Annotated in this window: 18 protein-coding genes; 8 read left to right on the top strand and 10 right to left on the bottom strand. The window is 35.0% G+C overall.

The window, feature by feature from the left end:
- Positions 1-54 precede the first annotated feature (54 nt).
- Entirely contained in the window at positions 55-816 is a 762-nt protein-coding gene (locus C1A06_RS09720) for an SDR family oxidoreductase (protein WP_101690068.1), read from the bottom strand.
- 223 nt (positions 817-1,039) lie between these two features.
- Here C1A06_RS09720 and C1A06_RS09715 point away from each other — a divergent pair, with 223 nt between their 5' ends.
- The 3 genes from C1A06_RS09715 (at position 1,040) to C1A06_RS09705 (ending at position 3,562) form a co-directional block, all read left to right on the top strand.
- The gene (locus tag C1A06_RS09715) at positions 1,040-2,011 is read left to right on the top strand and encodes a polyprenyl synthetase family protein (protein WP_185116837.1); all 972 of its coding nucleotides are present in this window, start codon (positions 1,040-1,042) and stop codon (positions 2,009-2,011) included.
- A gap of 100 nt (positions 2,012-2,111) precedes the next feature.
- Positions 2,112-2,732: a hypothetical protein gene (locus tag C1A06_RS09710; protein ID WP_245872041.1), complete on the top strand. Its 621-nt coding sequence runs from the start codon at positions 2,112-2,114 to the stop codon at positions 2,730-2,732.
- 53 nt (positions 2,733-2,785) lie between these two features.
- A complete protein-coding gene (locus tag C1A06_RS09705; RefSeq protein WP_101690065.1) occupies positions 2,786-3,562 on the top strand; it encodes a TatD family hydrolase in 777 nt (258 codons plus the stop codon).
- 77 nt (positions 3,563-3,639) lie between these two features.
- On the opposite strand, the gene folE is transcribed toward C1A06_RS09705, so the two are convergent.
- From folE to C1A06_RS09660, 9 genes are all read right to left on the bottom strand, one after another.
- Positions 3,640-4,212 (bottom strand): GTP cyclohydrolase I FolE, encoded by a 573-nt coding sequence (folE, locus tag C1A06_RS09700; protein ID WP_101690064.1) that lies wholly within the window; start codon positions 4,210-4,212, stop codon positions 3,640-3,642.
- An 18-nt stretch (positions 4,213-4,230) separates the two neighbouring features.
- A complete protein-coding gene (locus C1A06_RS09695) occupies positions 4,231-4,716 on the bottom strand; it encodes an SPOR domain-containing protein (RefSeq protein ID WP_101690063.1) in 486 nt (161 codons plus the stop codon).
- Positions 4,717-4,816: 100 nt separating this feature from the next.
- On the bottom strand, positions 4,817-5,581 hold the full coding sequence (gene tpiA, locus C1A06_RS09690) for a triose-phosphate isomerase (protein ID WP_101690062.1): 765 nt from the start codon (positions 5,579-5,581) through the stop codon (positions 4,817-4,819).
- Positions 5,582-5,619: 38 nt separating this feature from the next.
- Positions 5,620-7,002 carry a BT_3928 family protein gene (locus C1A06_RS09685; RefSeq protein WP_245872040.1) on the bottom strand — a complete coding sequence of 461 codons (1,383 nt, stop codon included), beginning with the start codon at positions 7,000-7,002 and terminating at the stop codon, positions 5,620-5,622.
- A complete protein-coding gene (locus C1A06_RS09680) occupies positions 6,995-7,540 on the bottom strand; it encodes a DUF1599 domain-containing protein (protein ID WP_101690061.1) in 546 nt (181 codons plus the stop codon). The genes C1A06_RS09685 and C1A06_RS09680 overlap by 8 nt, the downstream gene beginning before the upstream one ends.
- 195 nt (positions 7,541-7,735) lie before the next feature.
- Complete coding sequence (locus C1A06_RS09675) at positions 7,736-8,917, bottom strand: porin (protein WP_101690060.1); 1,182 nt, start codon at positions 8,915-8,917, stop codon at positions 7,736-7,738.
- Between the two features lie 30 nt (positions 8,918-8,947).
- Positions 8,948-9,985: an L-asparaginase 2 gene (gene ansB, locus C1A06_RS09670; RefSeq protein ID WP_370738367.1), complete on the bottom strand. Its 1,038-nt coding sequence runs from the start codon at positions 9,983-9,985 to the stop codon at positions 8,948-8,950.
- A 55-nt stretch (positions 9,986-10,040) separates the two neighbouring features.
- Complete coding sequence (locus tag C1A06_RS09665; protein ID WP_101690058.1) at positions 10,041-11,351, bottom strand: anaerobic C4-dicarboxylate transporter family protein; 1,311 nt, start codon at positions 11,349-11,351, stop codon at positions 10,041-10,043.
- A 262-nt stretch (positions 11,352-11,613) separates the two neighbouring features.
- Positions 11,614-12,222, bottom strand: coding sequence for a nitroreductase family protein (locus C1A06_RS09660; protein ID WP_101690057.1), 609 nt, complete (start codon positions 12,220-12,222; stop codon positions 11,614-11,616).
- 292 nt (positions 12,223-12,514) lie between these two features.
- On the opposite strand from C1A06_RS09660, the gene C1A06_RS09655 reads away from it, so the two are divergent.
- The 5 genes from C1A06_RS09655 (at position 12,515) to C1A06_RS09635 (ending at position 17,085) form a co-directional block, all read left to right on the top strand.
- Positions 12,515-13,231 carry a DUF5020 family protein gene (locus C1A06_RS09655; RefSeq protein ID WP_101690056.1) on the top strand — a complete coding sequence of 239 codons (717 nt, stop codon included), beginning with the start codon at positions 12,515-12,517 and terminating at the stop codon, positions 13,229-13,231.
- A 14-nt stretch (positions 13,232-13,245) separates the two neighbouring features.
- Positions 13,246-14,559 (top strand): NCS2 family permease, encoded by a 1,314-nt coding sequence (locus C1A06_RS09650; RefSeq protein WP_101690055.1) that lies wholly within the window; start codon positions 13,246-13,248, stop codon positions 14,557-14,559.
- A 120-nt stretch (positions 14,560-14,679) separates the two neighbouring features.
- Entirely contained in the window at positions 14,680-15,285 is a 606-nt protein-coding gene (gene pnuC, locus C1A06_RS09645; RefSeq protein ID WP_101690054.1) for a nicotinamide riboside transporter PnuC, read from the top strand.
- 78 nt (positions 15,286-15,363) lie between these two features.
- The gene (locus tag C1A06_RS09640) at positions 15,364-16,431 is read left to right on the top strand and encodes a glycosyltransferase (RefSeq protein ID WP_101690053.1); all 1,068 of its coding nucleotides are present in this window, start codon (positions 15,364-15,366) and stop codon (positions 16,429-16,431) included.
- A 75-nt stretch (positions 16,432-16,506) separates the two neighbouring features.
- On the top strand, positions 16,507-17,085 hold the full coding sequence (locus C1A06_RS09635; protein WP_101690052.1) for a D-sedoheptulose-7-phosphate isomerase: 579 nt from the start codon (positions 16,507-16,509) through the stop codon (positions 17,083-17,085).
- Positions 17,086-17,090 lie beyond the last annotated feature (5 nt).

Genomic DNA, 17,090 nt, shown 5'->3' with positions numbered 1-17,090 from the left:
TGTGAACTTCTGTTACCTTTGTTACTTTTTATTTTCAGATATCTGATTGTCAGGTTATTGATTCTTATGAAATATTGTGCCTCCGGCTTGTGCTGTACAAAGAACTAACATATCTTGTACATCGACATGTGCCGGCTGCGATACTGCATAATATACTGCATCAGCTATATTGTCTGCGTCTAATGGAGTAAAACCTTGATAAACTTTATCAGCACGATCTTTGTCACCTTTGAATCGAACCAGAGAAAACTCGGTTTCAACCGCTCCCGGGCAAACTTGTGTTACTCGAATATTGTAGGGTAGGAGATCTATTCTCATACCTTTAGTCAATGCATCTACCGCATGTTTGGTAGCGCAATAAACATTACCGTTTGCATATACTTCTTTTCCCGCTATAGAGCACAGGTTGACTATATGTCCCGATTTACGTGCTACCATTCTAGGAGTTATTACGCGCGTAACATATAGCAGCCCTTTGATGTTAGTGTCAATCATACGTTCCCAGTCATCGACTACTCCTTCGTGAATCGGATTGAGTCCGACAGCTAATCCTGCATTGTTGACAAGGATATCTATATCTTGCCAAGATTCAGGAAGAGAAGTAATAGCATGCTCAACTTCCGTATATTGACGTACATCAAATTCGAGTGTAATAACATCCGTTTTATATATAGTTTCGATTTCGGATTTTAACTTATCCAAGCGATCTTTGCGTCTACCCGTAATAATAATTTTACAGCCTTCTTTAGCCATTCTTTTGGCAATAGCTTCACCTATTCCAGCCGTTGCACCTGTTATCAATGCTATTTTTTTCATCTGAATATATTTGATTAATTTCGTTTCTAAGAATCTAGAATAAAGGTAATAAAAAATGAATTTAAGGCATATAATATTAGTCAAATATGTCCTAATATAATGAATCCCAATTCATTTTTTTGTGTCTTTGGCTAAAACAATTATCTTTGTCTTATAGCTTTTGAAGCGATTTACCCATAGATTTGGGGTATAATAACAATATAGTAGAATCAAGATGAAATCAATATATACATTCGACGAAATACTCCATAAAGTTAATACCGAGATTGCAGCAATAAATTATGAAGGTTATCAACCTTCTTTATTGTTCGAGCCAATAAGTTATATTTTGGGATTAGGCGGTAAACGTGTACGTCCGGCTCTAGCCCTTATGTCTTGTAATTTATATAGCGATGAGGTATCACGCGCTTTGCCTATTGCTAAAGGCATTGAAATATTCCACAATTTCACTTTATTACATGATGATCTGATGGATCGTGCTGATATACGAAGAGGACAGCCTACAGTTCATAAAAAATGGACTGATAATGTGGCTATTCTTTCTGGCGATGCTATGTTAATCGAAGCATATAAAGAAATAGCAAAAGTAGAGGGAAAATATCTTAAAGTTATACTAGATCAGTTTTCGATAATGGCTACTGATATTTGCCGTGGACAGCAATACGATATGGACTTTGAGAAGCGCATGGATGTTACTGTCGAAGAATACATTGAGATGATACGCCTCAAAACGGCAGTATTGCTAGGCTGTGCTTTGAAAGAAGGAGCGATAATTTGTGATGCTCCAGAAACGGATTTGTCTAATTTATACGAATTTGGTATAAATTTAGGTTTGGCTTTTCAATTGAAAGACGATTTATTGGATGTATATGGAGATGAAGCAAGTTTTGGTAAAAGAATAGGTGGCGATATTTTATGTAATAAAAAGACCTATCTACTTATCAGTGCTTTGTCAAAAGATGAGTCACGAGAGGAATTAATTTCTTGGATCAATAAATCAGAATTTGACGAAAATGAGAAGATTGAGGCGGTAAGGGCTATATACAGCAAACTGAGATTAAAGGAGCAGTCAGAAAATTTAATACAAGAGTATTATCTGAAATCTATTAAGCACCTAGATGAAGTAAAAGTGTTGAAAGAGCGTAAAAAAGCATTGTATCTACTTGCTGAAAATCTAATGTTCAGAAAATCTTAATTAAGTTATTAAATGCTACTACACAATGCCTTACCGGAGATTACCCAATACTGATAACGCTCGGATTAGATCCCTTAAAACAGCTATAAATAAGCTTAAGGTGAGTGATAATTCAGAATTAATAAAATATGATGTGCAGACTCTCGAAATAATGTTGCGTAATTTTGAGAATGCTCAGATTATGTATCGTCAGAGCTTAGGTAAACAAGTGTCGGAGAATCAGAAGTTTCAGAAACTTGTAAAAAATGCAAGACTCTATATATCTCATTTCATTCAGGTTTTGAATCTTGCAATAATTCGTAACGAGATAAAGAAAGAGGTAAAGCCTTTCTATGGACTGAGCGAAGATAGCTATGCTGTTCCAGACTTATCAAGTAACGAATCTATCCTGACTTGGGGTGAAAATGTTTTGAAGGGAGAAAGTCAGCGAATGCAAATAGGAGGCACGCCAATTTACAATCCTACGATAGCACGTGTTAACGTAGCATTCTCTCAATTCAAAGAAGCCTATTTTAATCAAAAAACATTTCAAAATATAACAACTCGTCAATTAGAAATTCTTAGTCAACAAAGAGATTCTATAGATCAGACCTTGTGTTCGCTTTGGAACGAAATAGAAGCTGCATTTGCCTATTTAGAAGGCGAAATCCGTATTCAAACTTGCAAAGAGTATGGAATAGTTTATTATTTAAGAAAAAGTGAAAAACAGAAAAACCTATAACATATCTCGAATACATAAAATAAAACAGAATACTAACCTAACACATAACATATATGATAGATAGCCATACGCACATTTACGGTCCCAATTTTGAGGAAGATTATGCTGCTGTTATTGAACGAGCTAAAAAATCAGGAGTTAAGTATATTTTATTACCCAATATAGATATTGAGTCAATAGATCAATTGCATAAATCTGTAGATAATAATCCGGAATTTTGTTTACCTATGATGGGGCTTCATCCGACAAGCGTTGATGAAAATTGGAAAAAAAATTTAGCTGTAGTAAGAGCTAACCTTGATAATACGAAATACAAATATGTAGCTATTGGGGAGATCGGTGGAGATATGTATTGGAATACGCAATATGAAGTGGAACAGAAGATGGCATTCGAAGAGCAATTGAGATGGAGTATCGAATTCGATTTGCCAGTTTCGATTCATTCTCGCAACTGTATACCTGAATTAATTCGTTGTATTAAAAATGTTGGTGCTGATAAGTTAAGAGGGGTTTTTCATTGCTTCGGTGGAAATACAGAAGAGTTACGTCATATCCTTGAGTTGGGCAATTTTAAGATTGGTGTAAACGGTATAGTGACTTTTAAAAACTCCACTTTACCGATGGTGTTACGTGAGACTGATCTGTCAAATATAATTTTAGAGACTGACGCTCCATATTTGGCTCCTATGCCTAATAGAGGTAAACGTAATGAACCATCTTACCTACCTTATGTAGTGACGAAATTAGCAGAGATATTTCAGACAACAGAAGAAGAAGTTATTCGTACGACATCGGAGAATTCATGTAAGTTATTTAATCTCCCTAGTTGAATTGCATAGTATACAATATAAAAACCTATTCAGAATGTTCTAAATAGGTTTTTACTTATTATCATTTTTTAATCAGATTATTTGATGAGATTTATAAACTCTTCACGTGTTTTTGCTTGATTGAAAACACCTGTAAAATCAGATGTAGTAGTTGTTGAGTTTTGTTTCTCAACTCCTCTCATTTGCATGCACATATGTTGCGCCTCAATTACAACCATAACCCCAAGAGGATTTAGTGTGTCTTGAATACAGCTTTTGATCTGAGTTGTAAGTCTTTCTTGTACTTGTAATCTACGAGCAAAAACGTCTACTACTCGTGGAATTTTACTTAGTCCTGTTATGTATCCATTCGGGATGTAAGCAACATGAGCTTTCCCCCAAAAGGGAAGCATATGATGTTCGCATAAAGAATAGAAATCAATATCTTTAACAATAACCATTTGGCTATAATCCTCTTTAAATAGAGCTTTGCGTAAGATAGCCTCAGGATCTTCTTTATACCCTTTGGTTAGGTATTGCATTGCTTTTGCTACTCGTGTAGGAGTATCTAATAATCCTTCACGATTAACATCCTCTCCTAATAATTGAAGAGCTTCTTTATAATGGCCAGATAATAGATTTGTTGTACTATCGTCTTTTATTTCCTGCATAATAATTCTATTAGTATCTTAGAAAGATGGGCGTTTGATCATATCTTCAACTATTGTCATTTCTTTTCCGAAAGAAGGAAATTTCTGACGTAGCTCTTTTAATACTAATTCTGCACCATCACGTGTGATAAAGTTTCCTACTCGTACACGCCAAAAAGGCTCGTTGTAGTTGATTACAACTTCATACTCGGGGAAAGCATTCTTAACCTCTCTATATTTGCGTTGAGCTTCAGCTTTAGATTTAGCTTGATTGTTTCCCGAAAAAACTTGTATTTTGTAGCCTTTCGATCTTACGTAGGGTGTATTGTCATAGTTCCTATTTGTACTATCTGCAACGAAATAAGTACCTAATAGGCCATCTATACTTTCATCCTGAAGAACACGTACTGATCCTTGTCCTCTCTTAGGTGTATTTATGTCATCAATTATCGATCTAACTTCTTGTGCATAAGTTAGCTGATATACACTTAAGATCATAATGAGGATACAATATATTTTTTTCATATAGAGTGAGTTAGTATTGCAAAAATATAGGCAGTTTGCCTGAAAAAAAATATAGGAACAAACCTCTTCTTATTCGAAGTTTGTCCCTATTTATATCTACTTATTTATCGAATCCAGCGATAACATCCATGAATTTATCTACAGCAAGAGAAGCTCCACCGATAAGTCCACCATCGATATCAGGACAAGAGAATAATTCTTTCGCATTGCCTCCATTAGCACTTCCTCCGTATAGGATAGATGTGTTGTCAGCTACTTCTTTTCCATATTTATCTGCCAATGTTTGACGGATGTAAGCATGGATTTCTTGCGCTTGTGCTGAAGAAGCAGTAAGTCCTGTTCCGATTGCCCATACAGGTTCGTATGCTAATACAATTTTTGAGAAATCTTCGGCAGAAAGATTAAACAGTGCATTTTCGATTTGTGATTTAACTACATCGAAATGTTTGTTTGCTTCTCTTTCTTCTTTAGTTTCACCAATACAGAAGATTGGAGTTAAACCGTTAGCTAGAGCTAGAGCTGTTTTTTCTTTCAGAATAGTATCTGTTTCGCCATAGTATGAACGACGTTCAGAGTGACCTAGGATTACATATTTTGCACCTGTTGAAGCAACCATCTCTGCTGATACTTCACCTGTATATGCTCCAGATACTTTGTCAGCACAGTTTTGAGCTGCTACTCCTAATTTATTTGTATCTATAGCTGAAGCTACACTTGCCAAATGGATAAATGGTGTGCCGATCACAACATCACAATTTAGATTTCCTTTTGCAGCAAGAGCTGCATTTAGTTCTTTTGCAAATTCAACACCTTCTTGAAGATTTTTGTTCATCTTCCAGTTTCCAGCTACAATATTCTTTCTCATAACTTTTAAATTGATTTATATTTATTGGTTTATAATAATTATTTGTCTTCTAGTTTGTTATTGTCTTTCTTGATTACTCTTTTTGTTGTTCCGTCAACGGAAATTTTTCTGAAAAGAAGTAAATCGAATCCTTTGAAGAGCAACAAAGGTAGTATGAAAATCAGAGATATGTATATAATATTCTCCTTATTTGCTTTTTTTACATCTATCATTTGGCTATATGACAATTGATCGAGTGGGGCTGTAAGATTCTCTTCGGCGGGTGTCTCTATATCAGCCCACTTATTTATCACAGTACCTTCTTTTAATAAGACAAGTCCTGGATTTGTACGAATAATGGTTTTTAATGTTCTTTCATCTACTTGGCAGAAGTTTAAGTCAACCGCATTTTCTCGCTCCCACGTCACAATGTCCGCGGTAATAGATGCTGTTAAACAATAAAATCTATAATGATATTCATCTGCATAATTCATTACATCTTCAAAGTTCGACAAATAGGTTTTATCCATATCTGCCAACGATGGGGAAACCATCAAAAAAACATAGTTTGTATCGGATAAAACTGTTTCTGTAATATCGTTTTGTCCAATAAAATCATTCTTTTCTTCATTAAGAATAAGGCGATTAATAACAAATTCATGCACCGGCGGAATTTCCCCTTCCTGAATGACTTTTGTTTCCATTCGAACAAAAGTCCAAGTCGAATCTTCCCAAGGGAAGTTATCTTGCGAAAACTCTTTTTCTACACCATCTTTTGCATATATCAGTATTGATTCATCTATAGGTTCTTTCCCTTCTTCCACTTTCATTAAATCAGGAAGATGATTGCCAATTTTATATGGACGGAAATCTATGATTGGATCGTAGACATAATTATATACTTGGAATGCTAAAGAGAAAAATACGATATAAAGGAATGCCATCCAATAAGTTCTGCCTGTATAAAAATTAGATATACTCTCATATTTAAAATAGATAACGATTGAGCATATCAATAAAACAATGTTCTTATAGAATGTTTCCCAATTAGTTAAAATCAGAGCATCACCAAAGCAACCACAATCTTTGACCGGATTTGCTATTGCAAGATAAAGAGTTAATGCCGTCATGAATATCATGACATATAGTAGTAGACGTGAATTTATCTTACGATATATTCCCAGTAAAAGAAAGGCACCCATAACAAATTCGATAGAACTTTGAAGAAAAGATATTGGCATTGATAATGGGTTGAGTATAGTCAATCCAAATGCTGAGAAATAATCTTCAATTTTGTATGCTGTACCGTATGGGTCGACAAGTTTTACGAAACCAGAGAATACAAAAGTTACACCTAAAATGATACGGGATAATTCCACTATTATTTTAGATATAACATGTTTAGCTTTGTTTTCGTTCATCGCGACGATACTATCACTCATCTGGAAATTCCATCTTGATCAGAGCAAATAATGAATAATTTATCATATCCATATAATTAGCATCTACACCTTCTGATACCAACGTTTGCCCTTTGTTTTCTTCTATTTGTTTGGTGCGATATATTTTAGTTAAGATCAGATCCGTATAAGAACTTATTCGCATCGAACGCCATGCTTCATCGTAATCATGGTTTTTAGCATACATTAGTTCTTTTGTCTCATTTATATAACGATCGTATAGTTCCATTGCCTTTTCGGTATCGATATCGATGCTATCGGTAAATCCTAACTCAAGTTGGATTAAGCCGACTACACCATAATTGACAATAGCGATAAACTCAGGCATAATTCCTTCATCAACTTTGCTTACACCTTTTTCTTCTAAGCTACGGATACGTTTTGCTTTAATCAAAATTTGATCTGTAACCGATTGAGGACGAAGTATTCGCCATGATGCACCGTAGTCTTTCAATTTTTTTGAAAACAGTGAGCGACAAATACCTATTACGTGATCGAATTGTTCTTTTGTATTGACCATTCTTTCTTAACTTATTCTTTTACGAAGCAAAGATAGCTTTTTTTCGTGTATCTTGATTCTATTATGATTTAAAGAGAGTTATAAATTTTGAATAAATATTGGAGAATGCAGCTAGTATAATTTGTAAAAAGCGGCTGTAGTTATTAAAGACTACAGCCGCAAAACTTAAATAGAAATTAGAATGAAATTTTTTATTTAAAACATTGGTAGTTGATATATAAATCCGACTGATACTCTGTTGGTATTAGTAGTTTGCGCATCCTTTATATAAGCTTTATCTGTATATTTATATGCACGTCCTACGTATGTCAAAAAGAAGTGTAGATTCGATTCCATAGGATAATACTCTATACCAGCCATATAGCCCAATGCTGTACGATACTTACCTTTCTCTATTGTCAATATCTCATCTGAACTAACTCGGATATCTAAATCTTTATAGAAAGAAGCTGTTTCATACATGCCTTGTACAAAAGCATTCCAATTTTTTGTAAAACGATAATTCATATTCAAAACCAAAGCTAGATACTCTGTATTTCGACGAGAATATTCTGATAAAATGCCTTTTCTGTCTAATGCCTGTTTTGTATATGTCGCATCGAAGTAAGCACCAAATTTGTCTAAGCTCAACTGGTTACCAAATGCAAAATGATACATTTGTTTGTCTTTCGCTTCGTCCATAACCGATGCTGACCAACGTGTCTTGAAAACATTGTTAAAATTACCATTCCAATTTAATGTATATAGTAAAGGCAATTTTGAATCTTTAACATTTGCATTTTCTTCGCCATATTCTTCAGCTATAGTTCCTCCATTACGGCTATCTAAGACCTGAAATTGAAATTCATGGTTCGCGTTTGGATGATATATGAAGCTTGCCCCAGTCAAGAAATTACTCATATATTCTATCATATCCGAATATTCGTAAATCTCAATCGGATTTAGATCAAACTCGATACCGCCATATGCAGAACATAGTTTACCCGCTTGAATTGAGAATTTATCATTCAATTTTACACCAATCATCGCTATATCAATTGATTTTGGCATATTATCGATATTATTTCCTGGATTATTACCTCGGTTCAAACGCTGGCGATAACGGTATGATAGCCAATCGGTAAGATTGCCCTTTGCTTCAATACGTAATTGACGCATATGAAATTTACCTTGATCAAAATGACCTTTTTTAAAGTCTGCATTGAATGATCCATTCATATTCAAATACAGCTTGAACTTATCTTGTTTCGTTTCCAAGTTTAGAACTCGTTCAAGTACCGTTGGCTCTTTTTCATAGTTGTCCTCTTGCTGTGCCGATAGCGAAAAGCTAGCTAAAGATACCAATGTGAGGATAGAAACTCTTTTTAATATGTTCATAAGGTTAAGTATTAATTAGGTACTTGAAAATTAGTATTCGTTAAAGTATGATTGGATTGTTTGCCAATCAGTTGTTTTTGTAAGAGCTAGCATCAATAAAACTCTTGCCTTTTGAGGATTAAGCTCTTGAGATGCGATGAATTGGTATTCAGCATCATTTACTTCAGCATCGAGAGTAGTTGGTCCTGTTGGTACACGCGATGAACGTACAACTTGAATACCTTGTTTGCGAGCTTCTTCCAATATAGGGAAAATATCTTTGTGGATATTACCATTTCCTACACCTGCATGTATAATTCCTTTGTATCCATTTCCAAGCATAGGTTTAATCATATCTGCATCAATGTTTGAATAGCTGTAAACGATACCAACTTTTGGAAGCTCGTTCAGGTTTGTAACATCAAAAATAGAAGATGTGGTGTGTTTTTTAGTACAAGTTGAAGTAAAGAATACTTTACCATTATAAATATATCCTAAAGCATCATTGTTAGCAGCTTTGAATGTTTCGACATCTAGCGTGTGGGTTTTTAAAACGCTGCGAGCTGAAACAATTTTGCCATTCATAGCTACCATTACACCTTTACCTTTAGATTCCTGAGCTCCGGCAACCACTACAGCATTGTATAGATTTGCTGGTCCGTCAGCACTAATGGCAGTTGAAGGACGCATAGCTCCTACCAATACAACCGGTTTGTCGCTTTTTACAGTCAGATTTAAAAAGAATGCTGTTTCTTCCATAGTATCTGTTCCATGAGTAATAACGATACCGTCAACATCAGAATTGTTTAGTATCTCATTGATGCGTTTTGCTAATGTAAGCCATACGCTATCGTTCATATCTTGCGATCCGATTCTTACAACTTGTTCTCCAGTAACTTCTGCTATGTCTTCTACTGGAACAGCATCGAGCAGTGTGCCTATAGCTACTTGGCCAGCAGTATAATTACTTTGTGTAGAAGAAGTACCAACACCGGCTATAGTTCCGCCAGTTGCAAGGATGTGAACTTTGGGCTTGTTTTGAGCAACTAGACTTGTAATTGCAAAAAACATACATGCTATAATTAGCATTGATGATTTTAAATTTTTCATAATAGTTTCTTTTTAAATAGTGGGTATTTAATATTTAGAATATTTGTATGAGTAACAATCCGACTCCTATCGATACAGCTGTAGCTATCAGCCCCGGCATCATAAAAGAATGGTTTAATATGTATTTACCTATTCGGGTTGTGCCAGTCTGATCGAAATTGATAGCAGCAATGATAGTAGGGTAGTTAGGTATAAAGAAATAACCATTTACGGCAGGGAAAAGCGCTATTAACAGATAAGGGTTCAAACCTAAGGCTATTCCAAGAGGAACCACAGCTCTCACTGTGGCAGCCTGACTGTATAATAGTATGGACATCGCAAACAGAGCGACTCCAAATAGCCATGGCATTGCAGTAACTATATCTTTTATCGATGCTGTTAACTCTGTTATATTGCCATTAATAAATGTATCTCCCATCCAAGCGATACCAAAAATGGCTACAACGGCCTGCATACCTGCAGAGAAGATTGATCCTTGTGCTGCTTTCATTCCACTGGTTTTTGTTGAAAGCAATATCAATGCTGCAGTACTCAGCATTATTATCTCGATTAGATATGGCATATCTAGTGTTACAAGTTCGCCACTGACCATAAAAGTTGGTCTCATACTTTCTATAGATCCGAACAGAACTATGAATACTGCTGCAAGGATAAATAAGGCAACCGATAATTTTGCTTTAAAACCATTTTGTTCAGCTTGAGCATTTGAGTTGGAAGTTGTGATTTCTCCATTCTTCAATCTGCGTTGGTACTCAGGATCATCAACAAGTTCTTTGCCGACTTTCATTGATGAAAATGCACCAACCAATACGCCGATAAGAGTTGCAGGAATAGATATTTTCAAAATATCGAATAATGTAATATCAAATCCCGCTAAAAGGCCCAAGAGGGCTACTGTTGCTGCTGATATTGGGCTGGCAGTAATTCCCTGCTGCGAAGCGATTACGGCGATTCCTAGTGCACGTTCGGGTCTTACTTTAGTCTCTTTAGCTACTTCGGCAATTACCGGAAGAACTGAATATGCAACATGCCCTGTTCCGGCAACGAAAGTAAAGAAGTAAGTAACTAGAGGGCTTAACCATACTACCTTAGATGGATTTTTTCTTAAAAGTTTCTCGGCTATTCTTACCATATAGTCAAGACCTCCAGCAGCTTGCATTGATGCTGCAGCCGAAATCACTGCTGCTATCATAAGCATAACATCTATTGGAGGTGCTGTCGGTTGAAGGCCAAATACGAAAGTTAGAATAGCTAGTCCTAGTCCACCCATCACTCCAAGCCCAATACCTCCAATACGGGCTCCAATGATTATAGCTACTAAGACAAATAAAAGTTGAATTAACATGTTTTCTGGTGTTTGATATTATTTATTGTTCTAATTTTATTTGGATGTTACTTTGTTCGTATCTAAATGATGTTAAAAAATAGTAAAATGAATGTTTGATTATAAGTGTTAGGCAAAAATAAGGTATTTATTTGTATTGTTTATCTCATTTTGTAAATATTTTATGCGTTTGTTGGTTATAAATTAATATTCCATTGTTGTATAACTAATAAAGCCACCCTAGATTCTGTTCTAAGATGGCTTTACTGGTAGTAATAATTACTTACTTATATATTTTTATTCTCTCCTCTAATGATGAAAAAGATTTTTCAAGAGGATCAGCTATCGGATTTCCGAATGGCATTTGTGCAATTAGCTTCCAACTCGAGTCAATGTTCCATGTTTCAGCGACTTCGGCATCAATGATAGGACTGTAATGTTGTAATGATGCTCCAATACCTTGTTCACGAAGTAACATCCAGATTGCATACTGGTGCATAGCTGTTGTGTGTTCCGAATACTCGGGGAACTTGTCGGCATAGCTCGGAAACGTTGATTGAAGACCTTTAACTACATTTTGATCTTCATAAAAAAGTATTGTTCCATACCCAGATGCAAAGCAATTATTTATTTTGTCTTCAGTTGATTGAAATTTATCAGCTGGTACTTTTTTTCTTAATGTCTCCATTACTATACTCCATAGCTTTTTGTGTTCATCACCCAATAATAAGACTATTCTCGATGATTGAGAGTTATATGCTGATGGAACATTCGTAATTGCAAATTCAATGATATCTTGTAATTCGCTATCACTTGCAGTAATTTTGTTGTCAATGCTGTAGTAAGTCCGTCTAAGCTTTATTGCATCTTTTAAAGATAAATTTTTCTCCATAATTTAAAATGTTTGATTTTTGGGTTCTTAATTTGATAGTCTAAATCAACTATAACAAAAATAATAATAATCCTATCAGTTTCAATAACTGTGCCATAAATTATAAAAGTACTATGAATTATAAAGGAAATAGATTGTTTTGATATATGTATTTGTCATTTTGATATGCTATGATTGAAGTTGTGGTAATAGAGAATTTTACACTATAATTTTATAATTTTTTTATCATTATATGCGATAATCAGCAATTATACTATCTTTGCGACTTCTTAAAATTCTAAAAAAATATTTCATGAAAAAATCTGTACTTTTATCTCTCTTTTTGCTGGCAATAGGGGTTAATTCGCTATTTGCTCAGAATCTACAATTACACTTTGATCCACGCGGAGCTATCCAAGGAAAGGATAATTTTAGTAAAAATTATGCAACTGCAACATTCGAAATGTTCAAAGCAGACAAATGGGGTTCTACTTTTATGTTTGTCGATATGGACTTTAACATCGAGAAAGGAAACATTGGTTTGGCATATGCTGAGATTGCTCGTGATCAAAATTTAGGAAAGCTTCCAATCAAAGCTCACGTTGAGTTTAATGGAGGTTTGGGTAAAAATTTTGGAGAAGGTGGTTATAGTATTGAGAATGCATACTTAGGAGGTATTTCTTATCCGTTTGCCGTAGGTAAATTTAATTTCAATACATACGTGGCATACAAGCTTCAGGCATTCGACAAAACGAGTCATGATGTACAGTGGACTATTTCATGGGGAGCAAACTTTTTCAATGACAAATTGACTGTGAGCGGCTTCCTGGATGTTTGGTCTCAGAATAAAAATAAATCTAAAGAAGGCTGGAAAAGTGGTAAAAAAGTAGTGATTATTGCAGAACCTCAGTTCTGGTATAATGTAAACTCTAATTTGTCGTTTGGAACAGAAATCGAAATTACAGATAACTTCTATATCAAAAATAGAGGTTATGTGAATCCGACAATTGCAGCTAAATGGAATTTTTAATTCGATAAGAAAATATGCTAGACAAAGTTTTTAAACTCTCGGAAAATGGTACAACAGTAAGAAAGGAAGTCCTTGCAGGATTGATTACTTTCCTTACAATGGCGTACATATTGGTAGTAAATCCTGATATTCTTGGTACAACAGGAATGGATAAGGATGCCTTGTTTACAGCTACAGCACTAGGTGCTATCGTAGCTACTGTATTGATGGGCTTGTTAGCTAACTTACCGGTTGCTCAGGCATCGGGTATGGGGCTAAACACCTTTTTTGCATTCACTATCGTTGGTGCAATGGGATGTACTTGGCAATTTGCCCTGACTGCAGTATTTCTTGAAGGTATAATCTTTATCATCCTTACATTCCTGAATGTTCGCGAGATGATAATAAAAAGTATCCCTGCTGTTCTGAAGAATGCTATACCAGTTGGTATTGGTATGTTTGTTGCTTTCATAGGATTCAAGAATGCAGGTATTGTAACTTCTAATCCAGCAACATTTATTTCTCTTGGCGATTTCTCGATGCCAGGAGTATGGATTGCTTTGGTTGGTTTGATTGTTACAGTTGTATTGTACGTATTGAATATTCAGGGTGCAATGCTCTTAGGTATTGTTGCAGCAACAATTTTTGGATTCATTCTAGGTGAAGCTAGTCTTCCGCAAGGAGCTATAATTTCGACACCACCATCGATTGAACCTATATTTGCCCAATTTGAATGGACAAATGTTTTATCAATAGATATGTTGATAGTAGTATTCGTTCTTCTATTAGTGAATTTATTTGATACAGTAGGAACACTGATTGCTGTAATGAGTAAAATTGGTGGAGTTGATAAAGATGGTAACTTTCCTCAAATGAAAAAAGCCTTGTTTGCAGATGCGATAGGTACAACTATTGGATCTATATTCGGTACTAGTACTGTTACCTCTTATGTTGAGAGTGCTTCGGGGGTTACTGCCGGAGGACGTACTGGTTTGACTGCTATTGCTACAGCTTTATTCTTTGTGTTAGCATTGTTCTTTCATCCTATATTTAGTATTGTTCCAGCTCAGGCAACAGCTGCTCCGCTTATAATTATCGGATTCTTTATGATGTATTCTGTCATGAAGATCGATTTTGGAGATATGTCAGAAGGGCTTCCTGCATTCTTGACAATTGCAATGATGCCATTTACATACAGTATTGCTAATGGTATTGCGTTTGGCGTATTAAGCTTTGTGTTTATCAAATTATTATCAGGGAAATTTAAAGACATAACAATTACAGTTGTTATTGTGTCGATGATGTTCCTTATTAAGATTGTTTTGGATGCAATGCATATAACAGCATAATATATTTTTAGATATTAAGGAGGTCGGTTCATCAGAATCGGCCTCTTTTTATTTAGTATTTAGGCCGAGAAATTTTATTTTAATCTTTGTATAAAGTATCACTTTCGATACCTTTGACGAATGATGGAATTTTTATCTACACATTGGTATCAAATTACCGGAGTCGTTTTCGGACTCATCTATCTTTATCTGGAGTATAAAGCTAATATTTGGATGTGGGCTGCAGGTATTTTAATGACTGTATTTTATATTGTCATTTTCTACGAATCGAGCTTATATGCAAGTATGGGTATTTATATATTTTTCTTGTTGGCATCAATTTACGGCTGGTTATCGTGGATGATCAAGCATCGAAAAGCCAAAGAGGATAATAAAGATTCAGCACCAATAGAGCGAATGCCAATAAGAAGAATTATTTTAGTTGTTGGAGGTATTTTACTCGTTAGTGTTGCTTTGGTTTATATTTTATCAACATATACAGATAATAAGACCGAGATTATTATTGGTGATTCACTCTCAACATCTCTTAATATAATCGCTTTGGCAATGGCTGCTCAGAAATGGGCTGAACAATGGTTGCTACTGATTCCTGCGAATATAATTTCGGCAGTGTTATTGTTTATGCAAGATGATCCCATTTCGGGTATATTGTTTATTGTTTATTTTGTTGTTTCTATATTTGGTTATCGTAATTGGGTACGACTTGCTGCTGAAAAGCAATCGTAGAGATTCTGCGCAAAACATAAATAATTATATATCTTTGTCTCGTAATAAACTTTACAATCGCAGAACAAAACAAACTGAATGAAGATATTTCAAGTCATAACTGCTTCTGAATATGGTGGAGCACAAACTATTGTTGCCGACCTTATTAAAAACTTCAGCAAAGATCATGAAGTCTTTGTTTTATATGGAGGTGAAGGAGAGGCATGGAGTAAGCTTGGAAATAATTTTAAAAGAATTAGATTAAATAAGCACCGAAAAAGTATTTCACCTGCTGACTTGATTACTTTGGTAAAACTCTTTTATTATCGTTTCAAATATCGCCCAGATATTGTTCATTTGCATTCATCTAAAATGGGAACATTAGGGCGTATAGCATTTCGTAAAAGTACGATTGTGTATACAATGCATGGTTTTGATTCCGTTCGAAAAGCTTTCCCTAAATTTATGATTATAGAGAAAGTTCTAGGTAATCGTGTGGCCAAATTTGTAGGGATATGCAAGTATGATATTCGTTGTATGACTGAGGAAGGTATTAATAATGATATTAAATTAGTCTACAACGGAGTAGAAGATAATAGCGATAAAGTACCAACAAATAATGATCAGTTAGCTAAAGAATTGGAGCGGATCAAAAGTAGCTATCCTAAAATAGTAATGTGCATTGCCAGAATTTCACATCAGAAAAGGTTTGATCTGTTTGTCGAAATAGCAAAGTCAATGCCTCAATTTGCATTTGTGTGGATAGGGAATAAAGACACGATGCCAAATTTGCCAGAGAATGTATATTGTATGGGTGAATCACATGCTGCTTATGTTTATCTTAAGTATGCTAATGTATTTATTCTACCTACAAATTATGAAGGTTTGCCTATTTCGTTACTTGAAGCTATATCTTTCAGTAAACCGATTATAGCTTCAAATGTATGTGGTATACCGGAAATAGTTGATGGATATAACGGTTTTGTTGTAGATAACACAGTCGAAGACTTCACTAGTAAGATAAATTATATTCTAGAGGACGAAACACGAGAAAAAGAAATGGGGGAAGCTGCAAGAAAGACTTATCTCGAAAAATTCACCTTTGCCCAAATGACAAACAATTATAAAACTATATTCGAAGAGGTTGATAAACAAAACAAACTCTAAAAAATGACAATAGATAGATGCTAATTCTAAAATCTATTTATTTTTGTATAAATCTAGATCACAACATCAAAATTTATGGATATAATCCGACAACGACTACAAGAGTCTGCCGATACAAAGAAACGAATTATAGAGGATTCGATTCTTCTGAAGCAGATTAATGATACAGCTAACTTGATTATAGAGCAATTTAAAGCAGGAAAATCAGTCTATTTCTGTGGTAATGGAGGGAGTGCAGCAGATGCACAACATTTAGCGGCCGAGTTATCAGGACGTTTTTACTTTGATCGCCCTCCTTTATCGGCGGATGCATTGCATGGTAATACATCATTCTTGACAGCAGTGGGTAATGATTATTCATTCGATGTCATTTATGCAAGATTGCTTCAAGGTATAGGTCGTGAAGGTGATGTACTGATCGGTTTATCGACATCGGGTAATTCGAAAAACATAATCGAAGCTGCCCGAAAAGCTCGCGAATTAGGTATAAAAACAGTCGCAATGACTGGCGAAAGTGGAGGTGAATTGAAAAATATATCGGACATATGCCTATGTGTACCATCGACCGATACACCACGAATTCAGGAGTCGCACATAACGATAGGACATATTATTTGCGAAATAGTAGAAAGTGCTTTATTCGATAAAAAATAAGAGGC

Source organism: Dysgonomonas massiliensis (genome assembly GCF_900240225.1).
Taxonomy (GTDB): domain Bacteria; phylum Bacteroidota; class Bacteroidia; order Bacteroidales; family Dysgonomonadaceae; genus Dysgonomonas; species Dysgonomonas massiliensis.
This window is presented reverse-complemented; position numbering and strand designations above follow the sequence as displayed.

Bases quoted from the DNA above. Each gene is read 5' to 3' on its own strand.
- C1A06_RS09685 (WP_245872040.1), bottom strand. From the start codon at position 7,002: ATGAGTGATAGTATCGTCGCGATGAACGAAAACAAAGCTAAACATGTT.
- folE (WP_101690064.1), bottom strand. From the start codon at position 4,212: ATGCAGGAAATAAAAGACGATAGTACAACAAATCTATTATCTGGCCAT.
- C1A06_RS09650 (WP_101690055.1), top strand. From the start codon at position 13,246: ATGCTAGACAAAGTTTTTAAACTCTCGGAAAATGGTACAACAGTAAGA.
- C1A06_RS09675 (WP_101690060.1), bottom strand. From the start codon at position 8,917: ATGAACATATTAAAAAGAGTTTCTATCCTCACATTGGTATCTTTAGCT.
- C1A06_RS09720 (WP_101690068.1), bottom strand. From the start codon at position 816: ATGAAAAAAATAGCATTGATAACAGGTGCAACGGCTGGAATAGGTGAA.
- C1A06_RS09680 (WP_101690061.1), bottom strand. From the start codon at position 7,540: ATGGTCAATACAAAAGAACAATTCGATCACGTAATAGGTATTTGTCGC.
- C1A06_RS09660 (WP_101690057.1), bottom strand. From the start codon at position 12,222: ATGGAGAAAAATTTATCTTTAAAAGATGCAATAAAGCTTAGACGGACT.
- pnuC (WP_101690054.1), top strand. From the start codon at position 14,680: ATGATGGAATTTTTATCTACACATTGGTATCAAATTACCGGAGTCGTT.
- C1A06_RS09695 (WP_101690063.1), bottom strand. From the start codon at position 4,716: ATGAAAAAAATATATTGTATCCTCATTATGATCTTAAGTGTATATCAG.
- C1A06_RS09655 (WP_101690056.1), top strand. From the start codon at position 12,515: ATGAAAAAATCTGTACTTTTATCTCTCTTTTTGCTGGCAATAGGGGTT.
- tpiA (WP_101690062.1), bottom strand. From the start codon at position 5,581: ATGAGAAAGAATATTGTAGCTGGAAACTGGAAGATGAACAAAAATCTT.
- C1A06_RS09665 (WP_101690058.1), bottom strand. From the start codon at position 11,351: ATGTTAATTCAACTTTTATTTGTCTTAGTAGCTATAATCATTGGAGCC.
- C1A06_RS09635 (WP_101690052.1), top strand. From the start codon at position 16,507: ATGGATATAATCCGACAACGACTACAAGAGTCTGCCGATACAAAGAAA.
- ansB (WP_370738367.1), bottom strand. From the start codon at position 9,985: ATGCTAATTATAGCATGTATGTTTTTTGCAATTACAAGTCTAGTTGCT.
- C1A06_RS09640 (WP_101690053.1), top strand. From the start codon at position 15,364: ATGAAGATATTTCAAGTCATAACTGCTTCTGAATATGGTGGAGCACAA.
- C1A06_RS09705 (WP_101690065.1), top strand. From the start codon at position 2,786: ATGATAGATAGCCATACGCACATTTACGGTCCCAATTTTGAGGAAGAT.